Below are 20,052 nucleotides of genomic sequence, written 5' to 3'. Positions count from 1 at the left end.
ACATCGTCATGAAAACGAAATCCAGTCTTATCGCCGCCGCAGTCGCTACGCTTGTGCTGGGCATTGGCGCAGCGCAGGCGCAGGAAAAAGTGAAGATCGGCTTCATCACCGACCTGTCGAGCCTGTACGCCGACCTTGAAGGCAAGGGTGGCGCCACCGCCATCCAAATGGCCATCGACGATTTCGGCGGCAAGGTGCTGGGCCAACCCATCGAGCTCGTAGTGGCTGATCACCAGAACAAGGCCGACATCGCCGCATCGAAGGCGCGCGAATGGATTGACACTGCTGGCGTGACCATGGTCTTCGGTGGTACCAACTCCGGTACCGCGTTGGCCACTGCGAAGGTCGCGCAGGAGAAAAAACGTGTGTACTTCAACAACGGAGCCGGCAGCTCCGCACTCACCAATGAACAGTGCTCGCCCTATACCGTGCACTATGCCTACGACACTGTGGCGCTGGCCAAGGGCACTGGCTCGGCGGTCGTGGAGCGGGGGGGCAAGAGCTGGTTCTTCTTGACGGCAGACTACGCCTTCGGCCACGCCCTTGAGGCGGACACCACCAAGGTGGTCAATGACAAGGGCGGCACGGTGGTGGGGCGTGTTAAGCATCCCCTCAATGCATCGGACTTCTCGTCGTTCCTGCTGCAAGCGCAGAACTCGAAAGCGCAAATCCTGGGTCTGGCCAATGCGGGCGGGGATACGGTCAACGCAATCAAGGCCGCCAAGGAGTTTGGTATCAACAAGTCTATGAAGACCGCCGGCCTGCTGGTCTTTCTGAGTGACATTCACAGCTTGGGGTTGAAGAACACCGAAGGCCTTTTGCATACCACCAGCTGGTACTGGGATCTGAATGACGGCTCGCGCAAGTTCGCCAACCGATTCTTGGAGAAGACCAAGCGCATGCCCACCGACATTCAGGCTGCGGACTATTCAGCCACCATGACCTACTTGAAGGCGGTCGAAGCGGTCAAGACCACTGATGCCGACAAGGTGATGGCGCAACTCAAGAGCATGAAGATTGATGACTTCTACGGCAAGGGTCAGATTCGTGCGGACGGTAGCTTCATCCACGACATGTATCTCGTCGAAGCGAAATCACCCTCTGAATCGAAGAAGCCTTGGGACTACTTGAAGGTCCTAAAGACACTGCCGGGAGACCAGCTCTTCACGACCAAAGCAGAGAGCAAGTGCGCGCTCTGGAAATAACCCATCAAGGCTTTGCGCATTTCGTGTGTCGTGCGCATCTTTCCCTTTAAAGGGAAAGATGCGTGCGGTGACTCCACGTAACGCAAGAGCTGTTGGTTTTCTGAAACGCTTATGAACATTTCCCTTCCCGCCTTGTTGAGCCAGCTCCTTCTGGGGCTGGTCAACGGCTCGTTCTACGCCATCCTGAGCCTCGGGCTGGCGGTGATCTTCGGTTTGCTCAACGTCATCAACTTCGCGCACGGCGCGCTGTTCATGCTCGGGGCCGTCCTCACGTGGATGGCCATGGAGTACCTGGGCGTCAACTACTGGGTGATGCTGATCGCCGCGCCGATCCTCATCGGCCTGTTCGGCGTGGTCATCGAACGGCTGCTGCTGCGCTGGATCTACAAGCTCGATCACCTCTACGGCCTGCTGCTCACGCTGGGCCTCACGTTGCTGATCGAAGGCGTGTTCCGCTCGGTCTATGGCGTGTCGGGTCTGCCTTACGACGCACCCGATGCGTTGTCGAGCGCCACCGACCTGGGCTTCATGGTGCTGCCCAACTACCGCGCCTGGGTGGTCGTGGCCTCGCTGGTGATCTGCTTCGCGACCTGGTACGTGATCGAGAAGACCCGCCTGGGCGCCTACCTGCGCGCCGGCACCGAGAACCCGCGCCTGGTGGAAGCCTTCGGTGTCAACGTGCCGCTGATGATCACGCTGACCTACGCCTTCGGCTGCGCGCTCGCCGCCTTCGCCGGCGTGCTGGCGGCGCCGGTGATGCAGGTGTCGCCGTTGATGGGGCAGAACCTCATCATCGTGGTGTTCGCGGTGGTCGTGATCGGCGGCATGGGCTCCATCATGGGCGCCATCCTCACGGGCCTGGGCCTGGGCGTGATCGAGGGGCTCACCAAGGTTTTCTATCCAGAAGCATCGTCTACGGTTGTGTTCGTGATCATGGTCATCGTGCTGCTCATCCGCCCCGCCGGCCTGTTCGGCAAAGAGAAATAAGGCGAGCGGCATGAACATGAAAAAAATCTCCACCGTCGTCTACGCGCTGCTGCTGGTCGCCCTGGTGCTCGCGCCGTTCTTCGGCGCCTACCCGGTGTTCGTGATGAAGCTCATGTGCTTCGCGCTGTTCGCCGCGGCCTTCAACCTGCTGTTGGGCTACACCGGCCTGCTGTCCTTCGGCCACGCGGCCTTCCTGGGCGGCTCCGCGTACGTGGCGGGCCATGCGATCAAGGTCTGGGGCCTCACGCCCGAGCTGGGCCTGATCGCGGGCACGCTCACCGGCGCCTTGCTGGGCTGGCTGTTCGGCGTGCTGGCCATCCGCCGCCAGGGCATCTACTTCGCGATGATCACGCTGGCGCTCGCGCAGATGATGTTCTTCGTCGCGCTGCAGGCCAAGTTCACGGGCGGCGAAGACGGCCTGCAGGGCGTGCCGCGCGGCAAGCTCTTCGGCATCGTCGACCTGTCCAACGACCTCACCATGTACTACGTGGCGCTGGTGATCGTGGTCGCGGCCTTCCTGCTGATCGTGCGCACCATCCACTCGCCGTTTGGGCAGGTGCTCAAGGGCATCAAGGAAAACGAGCCGCGCGCGCTCTCGCTGGGCTACGACGTGAGCCGTTTCAAGCTGCTGGCCTTCGTGATCTCGGCCGCGCTGTCGGGCCTGGCCGGCTCGCTCAAGACGCTGGTGCTGGGCTTCGCCACGCTGTCCGACGTGCACTGGACCGCCTCGGGCCAGGTCATCCTGATGACACTGGTGGGGGGCCTGGGCACGCTGTCGGGTCCCATCGTGGGTTCGGCGGTGGTCGTGCTGCTTGAGAACAAGATCGGCGAACTCGGCAACTTCCTGGCGCGCATCACGACCGTCGACTGGTTCAATACGCTGGGCGAGTCGGTCACCATGGTCACGGGCCTGATCTTCGTGATCTGCGTGCTGGCCTTCCGTAAGGGCATCATGGGAAAGATCATCGACTTTGTGAATCGTGTATGGGACGCGCCAACAAGACGATAGAGGATCGGTTCGTCTCGGAACATCATCTGATGTGATATCGAGTACCTCACCTTGGAAAAGGCTCTTCTCGCTTCTGAAGGCGTGGCCCTGGGGGATCAACTCTCAGGGCTAGGTAATAGAAAACGCTCTTGTCTAGGTTGGCGCTGAAGGCGTGGAAGTCAATGGCCTGCGCAACGTTTGAAATTGCTCGGTCGAAACAACCGGGCGAAGCGGTGCGCAAGATCTGCTCCTGAGCCCTGGTCCACGCGTCGCGGTCGCGCAGCGCGAAAGTAGATGAGAACGCTCGATCCACTAGAGATCGTGTGATCAACGTTTCAGTGGTGTCTGAACGCCGTGTGCTTATGCATCAGGTGCGAGGTTGTTCGATCCCGCAGTCTGAAGCAGAGCACATAGTTCAAGGGAATCGGAGCCCAGATCGGCCTGAGGGCGGAAGAGAAGTGTTGTGCCCGAGAGGAGTTATTTCGCTGGCGAGGGGCGTCGCGAGGGATGCTGGCTGGCTTGATCTACGTCAGCGCTTTGTGCGGTGGTACTGATCGCATGTGTGATTCGAAAACGCTTGGAGGGAGAGGATGTCTGCACGCGCAGCTGATAGAGGACACGTGCTCAGCCTTTCCCTCAGCGCGATGCTTCTCCTCGACCAGTCTTCGGTCGAATTACTCCTCGCTTAAATTTGAAAAGCTCCATATATGCTTAAAGGTAAAGTTGCACTCGTCACCGGATCCACGGGGGGCATCGGTCTGGGAATTGCAAAGGCATTGGCCGAAAAGGGGGCAAACATCCTGCTCAACGGGTTTGGCGATACAGCGCAAATTCAGAAGCTGAAGGAAGAAATTTCCGGGCGCTGGGGCGTGCGTGTGGCGTACAACGGCGCAGACATCTCCATTCCGGCGCAGGTAGCCGAAATGGTGTCCCAGTGCATCTCCGAATTGGGCAGCGTAGATATCCTTGTCAATAACGCCGGGATTCAGCATACAGCTGCTGTTGAGGATTTTCCGGACGACGTGTGGGAGAAAGTGATCGCGACCAACTTGTCTTCGAACTTCTATGCCTGTAAGGCCGCATTGCCACACATGCGAAGCCGAAACTGGGGGCGAATCATCAACGTGGCATCAGTTCATGGGCTGGTCGGCTCGGCCTCAAAGTCGGCCTATGTCGCGGCGAAGCACGGTGTGGTTGGGCTGACCAAGGTGATCGCACTGGAGACCGCTCGCAGCGGAATAACATGCAATGCGGTCTGCCCCGGCTGGGTTCTGACACCACTGGTACAGAAGCAGATCGATGATAAGGCGGAGCATCAGGGCGTCTCGCGAGAAGAGGCTCGAGCGTCACTGCTCGCCGATAAGCAGCCCTCTTTGGAGTTTGCGACGCCTGAACAGGTTGGTGGGATTGCTGTGTTCCTAAGCTCTGCACCGGCAGATCAGATACGAGGTGCAACATTCAGCGTCGACGGCGGGTGGACTGCCCAATGAGGGGGCTTCAATGAGAACAAAGATCGTTTCTGCCGCCGAGGCCATTGCGATCATGCGCGATGGAGACACACTTTGTTGCTCAGGATTCGGTTCCAACGGCGTTCCCGTCGAACTCATCACCGCACTTGAGAAGCGTTTTCTAGAGACTGGGGCGCCACGCGACCTCACTCTGCTTTTTGGCGGAGGGCCCGGCGATGGCGCGAGTGGAGGCGTGAACCATCTTGCGCACGAGGGACTCCTTAGATGCGTAATTGGAGGGCATTACGGCTTGGTCCCGGAGGTCGGCAAGCTGGTGATGGAAAACAAAGTCGATGGCTGGAACTTGCCGTTGGGGGTTATTTCGCATCTCTATCGAGACATGGCTTGTGGATTGCCGGGAAGCTTCTCGCGAGTTGGGCTGGGCACTTTTGTTGATCCGCGGTTAGAAGGTGCGAAAGTCAACACACGCACGCAAGGGGACTTGGTCAGGCTCATGGAAATTGAGGGGCAGGAGTTTCTTTTCTACAAGGCAATCCCCATCAACGTGGCGTTCATCCGCGCGACCACTGCAGATCCCGAGGGAAACTTGACGTGTGAACGAGAGAGTCTGACGCAAGATACTTTGGCCATCGCAACCGCGACAAGGAATGCAGGTGGTCTTGTGATCGCGCAAGTCGAACGCATCGCGGAGTATGGTTCTCTCAATCCGCGCAGTGTGCGGGTTCCTGGGATTCTGGTTGACTGTGTGGTCGTCGCGGATCCTGAGAATCATATGCAGACCTTTGGTTCCTTGTACAACGCGGCGTACTCATCCGAGGTGCGCGTGCCGATGGAAGCGTTGGGCGCGATGCCGTTTGACGAGCGCAAAATTATTGCCCGTCGCGCTGCGCTCGAACTGATGCCCAATGCGGTTGTCAATCTTGGGATAGGCATGCCCGAAGGCGTGGCTCTCGTGGCTGCGGAGGAGAAGATTCTTCGCTACATGACACTGACCGCGGAGTCGGGGTTGATCGGCGGCGTGCCTCAAGGGGGACTGAACTTCGGTGCTGCTGTAAATGCTGATGCAGTGATCGATATGAACCAGCAGTTCGACTTCTACGACGGTGGGGGATTGGACCTGGCGTGTCTTGGAATGGCTCAGTGCGACGCGGACGGAAACATCAATGTCAGCCGCTTTGGCTCCAAGCTGGCGGGAGCCGGAGGATTCATCAACATTACTCAGAACAGCCGCGTCGTCGTCTTTGTCGGGACTTTTACCGCCGGCGGGTTGGATATCGCAGTGGAAGATGGGAGGCTACTCATCCGAAAGGAAGGCAGAGCCCAGAAGTTCGTCCGGCAACTTGATCAGGTGACGTTCAGCGGGGCGTACGCGCTCAAGCGTGGCTTGCGCGTGCTCTATGTGACCGAACGTTGTGTGTTCAAGCTCGGTGAAGAAGGCATTGAGTTGATCGAGGTCGCGCCTGGCATTGATGTCGAGCGGGACATCATTGCGCAGATGGATTTTTCTCCCATTGTCATCAACCCCACGTTGATGGATGAGCGCATCTTTCACGATGAACCGATGCATTTGAAAGACGCATTGCTATCAATCAGCCTTGCTGACCGAATGAGCTATGTTTCAGAAAAGGAAACAGCTTTCTACAACTTTCAAGGGTTGAAGATTCAGACAAGGATGGATGTCGAGGCAGTCCGCGGAACCGCTGAGAAATTGCTCCAGCCGATTGGCAAGAAGGTCCAACTGATCGTCAACTATGACGATTTTCGAATCGATGAAGGCGTACTGGATGACTACGCAGAGATGGTGCGTGATCTGAGTGAGCGCTACTACACCACGGTGTCACGCTATACGACCAGTGCATTCATGAGGTTGAAGCTCGGTGAGGCACTTGAACGCCGAGGAGTCGCCGCGCATGTGTATGAAAGCCGAAGCGAAGCTGGGAGGTCCAAGCTGTAAGGATGCGTACGTTCTCTGTTCGCGCGCGTAGGCGGCTGCCAAGGAGTCGGTGGGGAGAGGAGCTAGTGATCTACTAGCCAATGCGGTTTAAGCTCGGTGTTTACCCGTGTTCGATGGCTCGAATCTTGCGATCCCTGTGCCTGTGTCGATAGACTAAATCCAGTTTGCTGAACGCAGTTCGATTCAATGAACTTTACAGCTCCCGAGACATTCTGCGTGGCACAGTTGCAATGGGTGTCGCGCTCTTCATCAGCAGCATGCCGCCCTCCCTCTCGTCCAACGAATCCACCGTGCCCCAAGCTGCGGCCGCACCATTGGTGCCGGCTGTCGCGCGTGCACTGACTCTGCTCAACCTGCTCGCACAGCGCCGAGAGCCGATGAGTCTGACGCAACTCACGAGCGAGCTCGCATTGCCGAAGAGCAGCGTGCATGGTCTGTGCAATACGTTGCTTGCATTCGGCTACTTGCGCCGTCAGCCTGGTGGTTTTTTCCTGGTTGGGCCACGCGTAATGGGGTTGGCTGGGGCTTTTCTCGCTGACACGGACGAGGCACAAGAGTTCAATGCACTGTGGGCGGACGGCAGTCCTCAGCCCGAGGAGACCATTGTGCTCTCCGTGCTTGATGAGAGCGATGCTCTTTACCTTGCTGCGCGCAAGGGGACGCGGCCGTTGGGTCTTGCCTTCAACATCGGCACTCGGTTGCCGGCCTATCTTTCGGGCAGCGGCAAGGCGATCCTCGCATTTCGCGATCCAGAGGAAGTGCGTCGACTCTATGCAGATGGTCTGGTGACGCACCTTACGAACAAAGCCCCGAGTGATATCGACGACTTGCTCAAAGAACTCGCCCAAACACGCAAGCGCGGATACAGCATTGACGATGAGACTGTACGCGAGGGCGTCTACTCGGTTGGTGCCCCAGTATTTGATGCTACTGGTCGTGTAGTGGCTGGCATCGCGGTGTGCGTCAACAAGGCCGGACTCGGTTCTGACCGCGGTCGGCGATACCATGAGGAGGCACTGAGTGTTGCACGTCGGCTGTCGCATCGACTCGGGGGCGAAGTGCCTATCGGCTTCGCGACTGAGACTCATGATTCGCGCGACGTTCATAGTTCGCGCAAGGCCTTGGCCGCGGCGCCGCTGAAAACCCGCAAACGAAATTGAGCGTCGGCAGCGTTTCCTCCGATGTTGGGGGTTGGATAAGTTGAGGGCTTCCCGAGACTTAGAAGTCTCAGAAGCCTCGTGTGCAAATTAGAGTGGATTGGTACGCCTGGACTGAGTGGGAAAGAGCGTCGATCTGTAGTTCGTCACTCCTTGTCCAGAAAAATGAATCTCCGAGCGATAGGTTTCTGTGTGAGATGAGCGCCTCTCTCTGAGAGATTGAGTGCCGAATTCAAAGCACTAACCGTAGCTCGCGTAGAAAAATGGGGACGTCTACGCAAGTTGCATCGGGAACTTTGCAAAGCAAAGGGATCGCTCGTCCTCCGTTTCGGCTCCGAGGATCTAGTCGGCAACGATCCGAATCCAAGGGTTGAGGGGTACTAGCAACTGCTAGCTTCCTAGCAACTGGTGGACGTCAGCTTCTGGACATGGCGACGGCTGCTCGATCACTTGCATCGGATGCCCGGGCGACTTTCTTCCTATCGATGTAGGTCAACGCTGTTTTCCATCAAGACATCAATTTTCAAAAAGAACGAGGAGACAAGTCGTGAAGATATGCGCATGTGGAGTGTCGCGTTGGTGTGTGGCATTAGCTATCTGGTTTCTGTCTGGAACGAGCACGGCTCTAGGTGGGTCGACCGCGCCTGATCTGGTGATCGGTCAAGTAGCCCCCTTGTCGGGTGTGCTCGCAAGCACAGGGCGGCAGATGGTCGTGGGCGGAAGGATCTACTTCGACTGGATCAATGATCGTGGTGGCGTGCATGGAGCCAAGTTACGCCAGGTTGTGATGGACGACGGCTACGAGGTCGAAAAATCTGTCCAGCAGACACGCAGCTTGTTGGCTCAGCCGGATGTGGTTGCCCTGTTTGGCTTTGCCGGAACAGCAAATGTGGCGCGGCTCTTGAGTGAGGGAGTTCTAGCTCAAGGTGGCGCGGCGCTGGTGGCTCCATATACAGGAGGGGAGCCGTTGCGGAGTCCATTCAATCCGTGGATTTTCCATGTGCGAGCGGGCTACGCTGATGAGGCCGAACACTTAGTGCAGCATCTCGTCACGCTGGGCGTGAAGCGCATCGGTGTGATGCATCAGGATGACGCCTTCGGGCACGCAGGGCGCATGGGCGTTGAGGCGGCCCTCACTAAGCGAAACCTCGAACTGGCGGTCTCAGCAAGCTATGCACGCAATACCGATGAAGTGAGTGCGGCGGTGAACGCCATTCGTCATTCTGATGCGCAAGCAGTCGTCATGATATCTATCAATAGGCCGACGGCTGCCTTTATCAAACGCTATCGGGAGGCAGGCGGGCGGGCGCAGCTTTACAACATCTCGGTGGTTGACCCGAATGAACTGGTGGCGCTTGCAGGACTCAAGAACGCGCAGGGGTTGGGCATCAGTCAAGTCGTTCCCTATCCCTACACTGCGAACCTCTCAGTGATTCGTGAATATCACGAGTTGCTGAAAAAATATGCGCCCGGTGAAGCTGTGAACTACACAAGCTTCGAGCAATTTCTCGGGGCAAAAGTGCTGGTGGAAGGATTGCGTCGAGCCGGGCCACGGCCTACACGATCGCGTGTTGTCGCTGCACTCGAATCCATGCAAGCCTATGATCTCGGAGGCATAGAAATCCACTATGCACAAGATCAAAGAGTGGGATCCCGCTATGTGGAGGTGACGCTGATTGGCAGCAGCGGGAAGCTACTCAAATAGAGTATTCGCAGGAAGAGCCTCTCGGCGAGGTGACTCTGGACTCTGATTCCTCTCGAACGCAGGGCTCGCCGCGGTCCGGCGGTCAATCTCGCAGCCCATTGGGGCTTCCTGAGTTCTTGAGTAACTCCAGCAGTGCGCGACTGATTGGGCTTGAGCTTCGGTCATAGGTGACCAATCGCATCGACGGTAGTTCTGGCCAGGCCTTATCGCCCTGGGGCAAGCAAATCAATCCGTTGTCGAGGGCGGACTCACATAGGACCGAAACGCCCAATCCCTGCCGGACACAGCCTTGAACACCCAATACACCACTCAACGACACGGCCTCCCGCCATGGATGGCCCCGGGTGTTAAGTGCAGACACAGCGGCTGTGCGAAAGGCGCAAGGGGCTGGTAGAAGGCATAGGTCGGTGAGGCCCGATGGCGCGGCCATGTGCTGGCTGCTAACCCAGACCAGCTTCTCTTCGGAAAAGCTCTGTGGGGAGCCGCGCCCTTCCTGTTCCATGACGAGTGCTATGTCCAGGTCTCCGGTATCGAACTCTTGAAGCAGAACGCCACTCATGGCGACTCGGACGCTAAGGTCAACTCCGGGCAGCAGCCGGCGGATACGACTCAGAAGCTCAGGCAATCGATGAGGTGCGAGGTACTCCACCACGCCGAGTCGCAACTGCCCTCGCAGTCGGTTGCGTCCCACCGAGCCGATCGCTTCGTCGTTCAGCCGTAGCAAGCCGTTGGCGTGGTGAAGAAACTGCTCTCCAGCAGCAGTAAGTTCTACGAGTCGACTGCTTCGCTGAAGAAGCTCGACGTCCAGCATCTGTTCGAGGCGCTGAATGCGCGTGCTGACTGCGGACTGAGACCTGCACAGGCGTTTGGCCGCCGCGGTGAAGCTGCGCGCGTCCGCGACGGTGACAAAGCACCGAATGAGGTCCATATCTAGATCCTGCAAGATCAATCCTTGATTCCGATGGAAGCGATTCGAATTATGCGTTTTTCGGATTGATCCCCGCTGCCTAGACTTCTCTTCATTGATTTTTGGAGTTGAAGATGAAGGCAGTTTGGTACGAGGAAGTGGGCGCTGCGCGCAGCGTTCTGAAATGCGGCGAGCGACAGATCCCGGTCCCGGGAGTCGGCGAGGTCCTGGTGCGGCTTCATGCGTCGGGTGTCAATCCTTCGGACGTCAAGGCTAGAGCTGGAACTCGAGGTGGGAAAAGTGAATTGCCCTATCCCTTTGTGGTGCCCCACAGCGACGGTGCGGGTGTTGTTGTCGAGGTGGGGGGCGGGTGCCGCCGGGTCACGCCTGGCAACCGCGTCTGGATCTGCAACGGTCAATGGCGTCGGCAGTACGGGACAGCTGCCGAATACATCGCGATTGACGAAAACTACTGCTTTCACCTGCCAGATTCGGTGAGCTTCGCCACAGGGGCTGCGCTGGGTATCCCCGCGCTTACAGCGTGCCATGCTACGACGGGATACGGGGATCTAGCGGGGCGCGCTGTGTTGATCAGTGGCGGCGCGGGCAATGTCGGGAGGCTGGCTATTCAGTTTGCCAGACGCGCGGGGGCCTTTGTCATTGCTTCAGGCCGCGGGGCGGCTGACAAAGAGCATATCGCCAGTGCGGGGGCAAACGCCTTTGTCGATTTCACCAGTACCTCCTTTGTTGGCGATGTGCTGGCGGCAACCCATGGCCGACACATTGATCACGCGGTTGAAGTCGAATTTGGGGCAAATGCAGAGCATCTCTCTGAACTTTTATCTGAGCGTGCAACGGTCGTCACATATGGATCCGCGCGGGTGTTGCGTCCGGATCTCCCCTTCTACAAGTTCCTCTTCAAGGGCATCCGACTGCAGTTCCTGCTGGTATATCTGTTGACTCAAAGTGAGCGTTTCGAGGCTGCAAATCGTGTTATCGCCTTGCTCGAGAACGGTCAACTCGATGTGCCAATCCACTCAGAGTTGGGCCTCGTCGACTGCGCTGTGGCGCATGAATTGATCGAAGATTCCGGTCGAAAAGGTGCTGTGGTACTAAGGATGGCGGAGGCTGCATGAGCGATCGTCGGAACCGCTACGAAAGAGTGGCCCTGGTGACGGGCTCGACCAGCGGAATTGGACTGGCAATTGCTCAAGCGCTGATTCTTGATGGATGGATGGTTGCCCTCCACGGTCTTGGAGCCGCGCAGGAGATCGACAGCGTGCTGATGCAAGTCGCCTCGCAAGTGGGATTTTCCAACATGCCACGCCATTTCCATGCCGATCTCAGGTCGCCCGAACAGGCGCGTGGACTGGTGTCTGAGGTTGAGTCCAAGTTGGGGCGCGTGGATCTGCTAGTGAACAATGCCGGGATACAGCACACCTCGCGAGTCGAGGATTTCCCGACCTCGAAATGGGACGAGATCATGGCGATCAACCTGTCCGCTGTGTTTCACGCTTGTGCAGCAGCGTTGCCTGGGATGAAGCGGCGCAACTTTGGGAGAATCGTCAATATCGCGTCCATCCACGGCTTGGTGGCTTCTGCGGAGAAGGCTGCCTATGTATCTGCCAAGCATGGCGTAGTGGGGCTGACAAAGACCATCGCGCTAGAGAACGCCAGATCGAATATCACCTGCAATGCGATATGTCCAGGGTGGGTCAGGACGCCGCTTGTCGAGGCGCAAGTTCATCACAGGATGTCTGCCATGGGGCTTGATCATGACGCCGCCGAGAGGACTCTGCTTGCAGAGAAGGAGCCCTCTCAGCGTTTCACCACGACTGAGCACATTGCTTCAGCAGTTGCATTTCTCATCAGCGAGGCGGGAAGCAATATCACTGGTATCAGCCTTGCGATGGATGGTGCATGGACCGCGCAGTAGGTGGCGCATCGGCAAGTGGTCTGCTGCAAGCAGCGTGACATGGCTTAGGCGGACGTGAGTTCAGGAGGCTCCGAAAACGGAAGGGCCGGTCGTGTCAGGGCGTCAGAGGTTGCAGGCCTGTCCTTCTGCCCCATCACTTCGGCAAAGAGAACATGTCTTGTTGCAAGGCATTCAGGCTGAGCTCATAGGGGGCGGCATCCCCGCCGAGGCTACGGGTCGCATCACTAGCTGACCTCAGAACACTCCGACATGCTGCGAGCATGGCGTCTGGAGGGGACAGGCGTTGCCTTGGTCCGGACAGGGCAAGCGCACCCTGCAGTTCGCCCATGACGCCGAAAACAGGGGCGGAGACCGACGCGGTGTCCGGCTCCCGCTCACCGTAGGAGACTGCCCAAAGGCGGCCGCGAATAGGATGCGTGGCTGGCGTCGGCGGCTGAGTAAATGCCTGAAGCACTTTCCCGGAGGCGCCTTGGCCGATGGGATATTCCTGCCCAATGGCAACTGCGGCCCGAACTGCGCGGACGGGTTCGATGCGGAATATTGCGATCCGAGCCTCACCATGTCGTACGTAGAACGATGCGGTCTCGCCGCTCGCGCTGCTCAGATTTTTCAGCAATGGTTCGATGACATGTTCTACATGAAACGATCGCTGATAGATGGCGGCGAGGCGCAGCGGTTGGGGCCCGACGGAGTACTGGCCGTTTGAGAGCTTTCGCACGAAGCCACCGTGCTCGAGTGCCGCGAGCAATCGCAACACAGTGCTCTTGTATAGGCCTGTCCGCCGAGACAACTCAGTGAGCGTGAGCATGTCGTCTGTCGGCCCAAAGGCCGCGAGCAGCGCGAATGCACGATCCAGTACTGCGACACCACTCGAGTCGAGCGAAATGGTCTGGGATTCGGTGAGGGCCAATGTTTCTGCCATGTCGGGTTTGTCGAGTAGGTCGGCCTGCCAGCCGGTGACCTCGAAGTTTGGCACAGTGGTCAAGCTAGCGCGCAAACGGAATCTCCGCTCTTTTGATATAGGGAAAACCCTTTATTCCCGACGATGGCTCGCCTGTATAGTTCTGCTAGATGGATTTTAGTTCTATTCAGTAGAACTTCAGATTGGAATTCCTAGCCATCCCGAGGTTCGCAGGAGCAAACATGAGCGCGAGCAACTACCTAGCGGTCCGTGAAGACTGGTTGTCCCTGTCGCAGGAAGAGGTCCTTGAGCCAGAGTTGAAGATCGTCGACGCGCACCACCATTTCTACGATCGACCCGGTTGGCACTATCTCCAAGAGCAATACATCGCTGATGCGCGATCGGGTCATGACGTGCGCGCGTCTGTGTACATGCAGGCAATGACGCGATATCGCCTGGATGGTCCAGATGTGCTTAAACCGGTTGGCGAGACGGCTTTTGTCGTTGAGTCCACTAGAGCAATGGCAAGAGATGTGCCCCAAGTAGCGCTAGGCATCGTGGGGCACGCGGACCTCCGAGTCGGCGCCGGAGTCCGAGAGGTGCTTGATGCGCACATTGACGCCGGCGAAGGGCGATTTCGCGGAATCAGGCATCTGGCGACCTGGGATGCTGACTCCACTTTAGTGAATCCCCTCTCGGCGGCGCCACGTGGACTCCTCTTGGATCGCAACTACCGTGAGGGCTTCGCTCAATTGGCCCCGCTCGGTCTTTCGTACGACGCCTGGGTGTTCTTCCCCCAGCTACTGGAGCTATTTGATCTCGCTAAAGCGTTCCCGGACACCACGATTGTCATTAATCACTGCGGTGGCATCGTTCGTATTGGTTCCTATCAAGAGCGTGGTCCAGAAGTCTTCAGGCTCTGGGCTCAATCGATGCGCCAGCTCGCTCAACTGCCCAATGTTTTCGTCAAGCTGGGCGGACTGGGCATGCGTATTAACGGCTTCGACTTTGAAAAGGGCGATGTCCCCCCCGGGTCGGAGATGCTTGCTCAGGCGTGGAGGCCATGGATCGAACTCTGCATCGAAGCATTCGGGGCGCACCGGTGCATGTTCGAGAGCAATTTTCCGGTCGACAAGGGATCGTACTCGTACAGAACGCTCTGGAACGCCTTCAAGCGACTGACCAAGAGGGCCAGCAATCAAGAACGGCAAGACCTGTTCGAAGGTACAGCCAGCCAAGTTTACCGATTGCACTGACTTGCCCCTCGCAACTCCACACCCCAAAGAAGGCGCACTTCATGCTAGCAAGAAGACTCTTGACCTGCGGCATAGTGGCTCTGAGTCTGGCGCACCTGGTCATAGTGGCCCCCGGTTTGGTGTACCTGGTCGCAGAAACAGGTGCATTCGCTCAAAGCGCATACCCCAATGCTCCCATCAAGCTCGTTGTGCCGTTTCCTCCCGCGAGTGAAGCAGATGTGCTGATGCGCTTGGTGGTCAATGAGGTGGAACGCAAAGATAGGTGGACGTTCGTCATCGACAACAGGTCGGGCGTCGGCAGCAATAGCGGGCTCGACGCTGTCGCAAGAGCAAGTAAGGACGGTTACACCCTTGGCGTGGAGCAGACCGCAAATCTAGCCATCAATCCAAGCCTCCACAGCAAGGTCTCGTATGACGTGGAGAGCGATTTTTCCCCCGTCGTTCTCCTGGCGTCGCAGCCGATGGTGCTTGTCGTGTGCGCCGCATCGCCGATCAAACAGCTCGCAGATCTCCAGGCTCTGTCCAAGAGAAGGCCGCTCTCCATGGCCTCGGTAGGGGTCGGCAGCGTGGGGCATATCACCGGCGAGATGTTTGCGAAACGTGTTGGCATCAACATGATGCATATGCCCTACAAGGGCGCCGGTCCAGCTGCGAGTGACCTGTTAAGAGGGATCACCGACTTCTACTTCGCGACTCCCCCAAGCGTCATCTCTCTTGTCAAGAGCGGAAAGCTGCGCGCCTTGGCCGTGACTTCGTCCACGCGACTCGATGTTTTGCCCAACGTACCCACGGCAGCCGAGGCTGGTTACCCAGGGTTTGTGGCAGAGGACTGGAAGGCTGTTGTGGCCCCGGCGGGAACGCCGCCTGAGGCCATCGCGACCATCAACAAGGTCATGAATGCTGCACTGATGCATCCAGCGGTGGTCGAGCGACTGAGGGGCGACGGCAGTGTGCCGCGAGGAGGCACTGCGGCGGAGCTAGGCGCATTCATGAAGAACGAGCAATCCCGTTGGGGCCTTGCCGTACGGGACTCGGGTGCCAAGCTTGACCGAGATTCAATTTGATTAAACGTTGGAGACCAAATGAAAGCCAATATGACTCGCCGCAGCCTTATGCTTGTCGGCACCGCCTGTCTGTTCGCAAACTCCGCGCTTGCGCAGAACAGGCCAATCACGATCATCGTGCCTTACGCCCCAGGTGGGAGTGCCGATCTCGCAACCCGCGTGATTGCCCAGTTCGCAGCTCCAGGCGTAGGCTCGCCCATGGTGGTGGACAACCGGACCGGTGGTGGAGGTTTGGTTGGATGGGGGGCAGCTTCGCGTGCTGCGCCGGATGGTAATACTCTGCTGACTGTCGAACTGTCGTACGCCATCGCAGCGGGGCTGCTGCCGAATATTCCCTTCGATGCCCGCAAAGCCTTCGCGCAAATCACGACCGCGGTCAAGGTGCCGCATGTCCTGGTCATCAACCCAGCTGTGCCTGCGAAAACCGTTCAGGAGTTCATCGCCCTGGCCAAGGCGCAGCCGGGAAAACTGAACTACGGATCTGGTGGCAACGGCACCAACACGCATCTGGCAGGCGAACTTTTCAAGAACACCACGGGGACTGACATCGTCCACGTGCCCTACAAGGGTGCCGGCGCCGTACTGACCGACCTGATGGGCAACCAGGTCCAGGCCCTTATCACTTCCGTGCCAACGGCATTGCCTCATATCAAGAGCGGAAAACTCAAGGCGTTGATGGTGACCGGATCAGAACGGAACGTGATGATCCCCGACGTGCCCACTGCCAAGGAGGCTGGTCTTCCCAAGATGGATATCGACTATTGGATCGGCCTTGGTGCGCCAGCTGGCACGCCGCAACCCATCATCGACAAGCTGAACAAGGAAATCGGTGCAGCGCTTGCGCAGCCCGAGGCTAGAAAGAGGTTTGCAGAAATGGGGATGACGGTAGTGACAAATTCGCCCGCGCAAGCGAACGAATTTGTCAGAAGCGAAATCCAGCGTTGGAGCGCCGTCATCAAGCAAGCTGGCATCAAACCCGAGTAGTTGAAAGTACATCATGGCACTCACCCCTCTGAAGGGCATTCGGGTCCTCGACCTCACCAACGTTCTTGCCGGTCCATTCTGCTGTCATCAACTGGCGCATATGGGCGCCGACGTGATCAAGGTGGAAGCTCGCGGCAATGGAGATCTGGCTCGGCAACTCGGCGCCGATGCGGAGCTAAATCGCTGCAACATGGGAGTGTCCTTTTTGGCGCAGAACCCGGGCAAGCGTTCCATCACCCTAAATCTGAAAAATGCCAGCGCGAAGGAAGTTTTCCTCAGGCTAGTGCAGACCGCAGATGTTGTGGTCGAAAACTTCCGGCCCGGTGTGATGGATCGTCTCGGCGTTGGCTATGAATCGTTGCTGAAAGAAAATCCGAAGCTCATCTATTGCGCCATCTCCGGGTTTGGTCAAACCGGTCCACTGCGTGATTTGCCGGCATATGACCAAATCATCCAGGGCATGTCAGGTGCGATGAGCATCACCGGCGACGAAAACTGTGCGCCTCTGAGGGCAGGGTACCCTGTCGCCGACACCATCGGAGGCCTAACCGCCGCCTTTGCTGTAGCGGCGGCTCTGGCGAACAAGCAGCGCACGGATGGGGTATTTATCGACGTATCGATGCTTGAAGCAACGATGGCAACGATGGGATGGGCGGTGTCGAACTATTTGGTTGCTGGACGTGTTCCGACTCCGATGGGCAATGACAACGTCACAGCAAGTCCTTCTGGCGTTTTCAAGACCGGTGATGGACTCATCAATATTGCGGCGAACAAGCAAGAGCAGTTCGAAGCGGTTTGCAAAGTGATGGGGTACCCAGAGTGGATCAGCGACGAGCGATTTAGCGATCGCGCTGCCCGTCTCAAGAACCGCGAAACGCTCAAATTGCTGATCGAACAAGCGATGCAAAGCCGTTCCATGGATGAATGGTGGCGGGCGCTTAATGAGGTCGGAGTACCTGCGGGCCCCGTTTACTCCGTGCCGCAAGTGCTGGAAATCCCGCAGATTGCGACGCGCGACATGATCGCGACCTATAAAAGTGTCCCGGGCGTGGGTCGCGATGTACGCGTGTTGCGTACGGGCTTCAAGCTCAATGGTGAGGCACCTTCCGTCGTGGCGCCGCCACCGCAGTTGGGTGAGCATACGGACTCTCTCTTGGCTGAACTGGGCTACGGAGTCCACGAGATCGAAACTCTGAAAGAGGTGCAAGCAGTATGAATGCAAAGACGGGCGAAGAGGTTCGACAAGACGTGCGCGATTGGTGGCGCACCTCCATCATCGAAATGGAGCCAGGAGTGATCCGCTACCGTGGCTATCCCATTGAGGAACTAATAGGCCGTGTGAGCTTCGCACAGATGATCTGGCTCATGACCCGCGGCGAACTCCCCAGCGTGGGCCAGGGGAACTTGTTAGATGCTGCGCTGATGTCTGCCGTGGATCATGGCCCTCAGGCGCCAAGCATCGGCATTGCTAGGATGGCCGCGACGTGTGGGATTGGCCTGAACAACGCGATGGCTTCGGCCGTGAATGTCTTGGGAGATGTTCATGGTGGCGCTGGCGAGCAAGCCGTGCAGTTGTACCAGAACATCGCTGCTCGCATCGAGCGTGGAGAAGATGAGATCGCTGCCGTTCAACGCGGACTGGATGACGCGATTGCCATTCACGGGAAGTTCGTTTCTGGTTTCGGTCACAGATTTCATCCGATCGATCCGAGGGCGCCGCGGCTACTCGAACTTGTCAATCAGGCAGCCGAAGCTGGTCATGTCAGCGGACGATTCGCAAAAATTGGACGCGCCGTGGAAGCGGAACTCATGTCTAGAAAGGGGGGCAGGCGCATTCCGATGAACATCGATGGTGCAACTGCCGTCATCTATGCGGAACTAGGATTTCCTGCGCCACTCGCGCGAGGATTGTTCTGCTTGTCGCGTTCGGTCGGAATTCTGGCTCACGCATGGGAGCAAACGCAGCAAGGCGGAAGAAACAAGGGCCCGATTCCACGCGAGTACATCTGGAGCTACGACGGACCCTCTCCGCGTCCGGTGCCTGCTAGCGACATGCCCCGCTGATCTCGAGTCGCGGATTGCTCTAGTTCGCGGCGATCAAAAAATTTCCGGCAGCCATTCTTGTCAATGGCTAGATGGTGCTATCCCAAAGATGGCTAGACCTCGCGTCGCGTCGTCACACATCTCACTCCCCAGGGCCGGCCTCAGGAGAAAATTCAATGTTACTCGCCCTCGGGTACGGCATGGTCTTGACCTTCATGGTGCTCATCATGACCAAGCGCATGTCAGCACTTGTTGCACTGGCGCTGGTGCCCATCGCATTTGGTCTTCTGGTCGCTTCGCCGGACGCGATCGGAAAGATGATGATCGAAGGCATTACCAAGCTCGCTCCCACCGGAGTCATGCTCACGTTCGGAATCCTGTATTTCAGCGTGATGACAGACGCAGGGTTGTTCGACCCGTTGATTCGAATGATCGTGAGAGTTGTCGGCCACGACCCTCTAAAGTTGCTGCTGGGTACTGCGATCATGGGAACGCTAGTGGCGCTCGATGGAGATGGTGCAACGACCTACGTGATTTGCATCACTGCACTTTTGCCTATCTACCGTCGCCTCGGAGTTCGCCTGCAGTACATGGCGACAGTTCTGCTCATGTCTATCGGGATCATGAACATCGTGCCGTGGGGTGGACCCACAGCGCGCGCTGCTTCGGCCATGCACATCGACGTTACGGAGGTGTTCGTTCCGCTGATCCCTGTGATGCTGTTGGGTTTCATCTATCAAATGGGTGTCGCTGCATTCTTTGGCGTCAAAGAGCGTCGACGTCTTGGCGCTCTAGCCATGCTCTCGTTAGATCACAGTCGAGAGCCTCCAGTCGACGGATCCGTAGACACACGACGGCCATTCATGTTGATTCCCAACCTGCTGTTGACGGCGCTTCTTCTGATCGCCTTGATCAAGGGCTTGCTGCCATTGCCTGCGTTGTTCTTGGTGGCTACGGCAATCGCGCTCTTACTGAACTATCCCAAGCTGAAAGATCAGCAGGCGCGCCTCGCCGCGCATGCTTCAAATGTGTTGGCCGTTGTTTCCCTCATCTTTGCTGCAGGAATCTTCACGGGCATCCTTGCGGGAACTGGAATGCTCAAGGAAATGTCGGACGGCCTTCTCAATGTGATGCCGACCTGGCTAGGGCCGTACATGGCGCCAGCGACTGCGCTGCTAAGTGCGCCAGCGACCTACGTGCTGACGAATGACGCCTTCTACTTCGGTGTGCTTCCGATTCTGACTAACACCGCCAGCACCTATGGCATCACGGCTGCAGAAATGGCTCGTGCGTCACTTCTCGGTCAGCCGATTCATCTGCTAAGCCCGCTGGTCGCGTCCACCTATCTTTTGGTTGCTATGCTCGATATCGAGTATGGGGACAACCAACGCGCGTCACTGCTTTGGGTTTTCGGGCTGGTGCTGGCGATGCTGGCAGCAGCGCTACTTTTGGGTGTAATTCCGTTGATCGCGATTCCATAGCTTGGCGAACGCGAG

At 57.8% G+C, this 20,052-nt stretch carries 17 protein-coding genes; 15 read left to right on the top strand and 2 right to left on the bottom strand.

The features are described from left to right. Positions 1-8 precede the first annotated feature (8 nt). The 7 genes from ACAM42_RS30600 (at position 9) to ACAM42_RS30570 (ending at position 9,465) form a co-directional block, all read left to right on the top strand. The gene (locus ACAM42_RS30600; protein ID WP_139701165.1) at positions 9-1,205 is read left to right on the top strand and encodes an ABC transporter substrate-binding protein; all 1,197 of its coding nucleotides are present in this window, start codon (positions 9-11) and stop codon (positions 1,203-1,205) included. A 111-nt stretch (positions 1,206-1,316) separates the two neighbouring features. Beyond that, positions 1,317-2,192 (top strand): branched-chain amino acid ABC transporter permease, encoded by an 876-nt coding sequence (locus ACAM42_RS30595; protein WP_101489724.1) that lies wholly within the window; start codon positions 1,317-1,319, stop codon positions 2,190-2,192. Positions 2,193-2,202: 10 nt separating this feature from the next. Beyond that, positions 2,203-3,201 (top strand): branched-chain amino acid ABC transporter permease, encoded by a 999-nt coding sequence (locus ACAM42_RS30590; RefSeq protein WP_185993691.1) that lies wholly within the window; start codon positions 2,203-2,205, stop codon positions 3,199-3,201. A 686-nt stretch (positions 3,202-3,887) separates the two neighbouring features. Beyond that, positions 3,888-4,670: a 3-hydroxybutyrate dehydrogenase gene (locus ACAM42_RS30585; RefSeq protein WP_369630388.1), complete on the top strand. Its 783-nt coding sequence runs from the start codon at positions 3,888-3,890 to the stop codon at positions 4,668-4,670. Between the two features lie 10 nt (positions 4,671-4,680). Further along, the gene (locus ACAM42_RS30580; protein ID WP_369630387.1) at positions 4,681-6,603 is read left to right on the top strand and encodes an acyl CoA:acetate/3-ketoacid CoA transferase; all 1,923 of its coding nucleotides are present in this window, start codon (positions 4,681-4,683) and stop codon (positions 6,601-6,603) included. A gap of 230 nt (positions 6,604-6,833) precedes the next feature. After that, complete coding sequence (locus ACAM42_RS30575; RefSeq protein WP_369630386.1) at positions 6,834-7,763, top strand: IclR family transcriptional regulator; 930 nt, start codon at positions 6,834-6,836, stop codon at positions 7,761-7,763. 649 nt (positions 7,764-8,412) lie between these two features. Then, positions 8,413-9,465, top strand: a complete 1,053-nt coding sequence (locus ACAM42_RS30570; RefSeq protein ID WP_313906290.1) for an ABC transporter substrate-binding protein — start codon at positions 8,413-8,415, stop codon at positions 9,463-9,465. 82 nt (positions 9,466-9,547) lie between these two features. Here ACAM42_RS30570 and ACAM42_RS30565 read toward each other — a convergent pair whose 3' ends face one another. Next, positions 9,548-10,393 carry a LysR family transcriptional regulator gene (locus ACAM42_RS30565; RefSeq protein WP_369630385.1) on the bottom strand — a complete coding sequence of 282 codons (846 nt, stop codon included), beginning with the start codon at positions 10,391-10,393 and terminating at the stop codon, positions 9,548-9,550. 113 nt (positions 10,394-10,506) lie between these two features. Between ACAM42_RS30565 and ACAM42_RS30560 the strand changes: the two genes are divergently transcribed. Continuing rightward, positions 10,507-11,508 carry an NADPH:quinone reductase gene (locus ACAM42_RS30560; RefSeq protein WP_369630384.1) on the top strand — a complete coding sequence of 334 codons (1,002 nt, stop codon included), beginning with the start codon at positions 10,507-10,509 and terminating at the stop codon, positions 11,506-11,508. Beyond that, positions 11,505-12,308: a 3-hydroxybutyrate dehydrogenase gene (locus tag ACAM42_RS30555; RefSeq protein ID WP_139701171.1), complete on the top strand. Its 804-nt coding sequence runs from the start codon at positions 11,505-11,507 to the stop codon at positions 12,306-12,308. Before ACAM42_RS30560 ends, ACAM42_RS30555 begins: the two co-directional genes overlap by 4 nt. Positions 12,309-12,441: 133 nt before the next feature. On the opposite strand, the gene ACAM42_RS30550 is transcribed toward ACAM42_RS30555, so the two are convergent. Continuing rightward, a complete protein-coding gene (locus ACAM42_RS30550; protein ID WP_139701386.1) occupies positions 12,442-13,230 on the bottom strand; it encodes an IclR family transcriptional regulator in 789 nt (262 codons plus the stop codon). Positions 13,231-13,451: 221 nt separating this feature from the next. Here ACAM42_RS30550 and ACAM42_RS30545 point away from each other — a divergent pair, with 221 nt between their 5' ends. The 6 genes from ACAM42_RS30545 (at position 13,452) to ACAM42_RS30520 (ending at position 20,037) form a co-directional block, all read left to right on the top strand. Beyond that, positions 13,452-14,465, top strand: a complete 1,014-nt coding sequence (locus ACAM42_RS30545; protein WP_139701172.1) for an amidohydrolase — start codon at positions 13,452-13,454, stop codon at positions 14,463-14,465. A gap of 41 nt (positions 14,466-14,506) precedes the next feature. Further along, entirely contained in the window at positions 14,507-15,529 is a 1,023-nt protein-coding gene (locus ACAM42_RS30540) for a tripartite tricarboxylate transporter substrate binding protein (protein ID WP_139701173.1), read from the top strand. 18 nt (positions 15,530-15,547) lie between these two features. After that, complete coding sequence (locus ACAM42_RS30535; protein ID WP_369630383.1) at positions 15,548-16,513, top strand: tripartite tricarboxylate transporter substrate binding protein; 966 nt, start codon at positions 15,548-15,550, stop codon at positions 16,511-16,513. A 13-nt stretch (positions 16,514-16,526) separates the two neighbouring features. Continuing rightward, positions 16,527-17,729 carry a CaiB/BaiF CoA transferase family protein gene (locus tag ACAM42_RS30530; RefSeq protein ID WP_369630382.1) on the top strand — a complete coding sequence of 401 codons (1,203 nt, stop codon included), beginning with the start codon at positions 16,527-16,529 and terminating at the stop codon, positions 17,727-17,729. Next, a complete protein-coding gene (locus ACAM42_RS30525; protein ID WP_139701176.1) occupies positions 17,726-18,577 on the top strand; it encodes a citryl-CoA lyase in 852 nt (283 codons plus the stop codon). Before ACAM42_RS30530 ends, ACAM42_RS30525 begins: the two co-directional genes overlap by 4 nt. A gap of 155 nt (positions 18,578-18,732) precedes the next feature. Beyond that, on the top strand, positions 18,733-20,037 hold the full coding sequence (locus tag ACAM42_RS30520; RefSeq protein WP_139701177.1) for a CitMHS family transporter: 1,305 nt from the start codon (positions 18,733-18,735) through the stop codon (positions 20,035-20,037). Positions 20,038-20,052 lie beyond the last annotated feature (15 nt).

It is taken from the genome of Variovorax sp. V35 (assembly GCF_041154465.1).
In the GTDB taxonomy this organism is placed as follows: Bacteria; Pseudomonadota; Gammaproteobacteria; order Burkholderiales; family Burkholderiaceae_C; genus Variovorax; species Variovorax boronicumulans.
This window is presented reverse-complemented; position numbering and strand designations above follow the sequence as displayed.

What these genes read in the sequence shown, in the direction of transcription:
- ACAM42_RS30595 (WP_101489724.1), top strand. Translation starts at nt 1,317, where the DNA reads ATGAACATTTCCCTTCCCGCCTTGTTGAGCCAGCTCCTTCTGGGGCTG.
- ACAM42_RS30520 (WP_139701177.1), top strand. Translation starts at nt 18,733, where the DNA reads ATGTTACTCGCCCTCGGGTACGGCATGGTCTTGACCTTCATGGTGCTC.
- ACAM42_RS30555 (WP_139701171.1), top strand. Translation starts at nt 11,505, where the DNA reads ATGAGCGATCGTCGGAACCGCTACGAAAGAGTGGCCCTGGTGACGGGC.
- ACAM42_RS30540 (WP_139701173.1), top strand. Translation starts at nt 14,507, where the DNA reads ATGCTAGCAAGAAGACTCTTGACCTGCGGCATAGTGGCTCTGAGTCTG.
- ACAM42_RS30565 (WP_369630385.1), bottom strand. Translation starts at nt 10,393, where the DNA reads ATGGACCTCATTCGGTGCTTTGTCACCGTCGCGGACGCGCGCAGCTTC.
- ACAM42_RS30590 (WP_185993691.1), top strand. Translation starts at nt 2,203, where the DNA reads ATGAACATGAAAAAAATCTCCACCGTCGTCTACGCGCTGCTGCTGGTC.
- ACAM42_RS30585 (WP_369630388.1), top strand. Translation starts at nt 3,888, where the DNA reads ATGCTTAAAGGTAAAGTTGCACTCGTCACCGGATCCACGGGGGGCATC.
- ACAM42_RS30530 (WP_369630382.1), top strand. Translation starts at nt 16,527, where the DNA reads ATGGCACTCACCCCTCTGAAGGGCATTCGGGTCCTCGACCTCACCAAC.
- ACAM42_RS30560 (WP_369630384.1), top strand. Translation starts at nt 10,507, where the DNA reads ATGAAGGCAGTTTGGTACGAGGAAGTGGGCGCTGCGCGCAGCGTTCTG.
- ACAM42_RS30535 (WP_369630383.1), top strand. Translation starts at nt 15,548, where the DNA reads ATGAAAGCCAATATGACTCGCCGCAGCCTTATGCTTGTCGGCACCGCC.
- ACAM42_RS30550 (WP_139701386.1), bottom strand. Translation starts at nt 13,230, where the DNA reads ATGGCAGAAACATTGGCCCTCACCGAATCCCAGACCATTTCGCTCGAC.
- ACAM42_RS30525 (WP_139701176.1), top strand. Translation starts at nt 17,726, where the DNA reads ATGAATGCAAAGACGGGCGAAGAGGTTCGACAAGACGTGCGCGATTGG.
- ACAM42_RS30600 (WP_139701165.1), top strand. Translation starts at nt 9, where the DNA reads ATGAAAACGAAATCCAGTCTTATCGCCGCCGCAGTCGCTACGCTTGTG.
- ACAM42_RS30545 (WP_139701172.1), top strand. Translation starts at nt 13,452, where the DNA reads ATGAGCGCGAGCAACTACCTAGCGGTCCGTGAAGACTGGTTGTCCCTG.
- ACAM42_RS30580 (WP_369630387.1), top strand. Translation starts at nt 4,681, where the DNA reads ATGAGAACAAAGATCGTTTCTGCCGCCGAGGCCATTGCGATCATGCGC.
- ACAM42_RS30575 (WP_369630386.1), top strand. Translation starts at nt 6,834, where the DNA reads ATGGGTGTCGCGCTCTTCATCAGCAGCATGCCGCCCTCCCTCTCGTCC.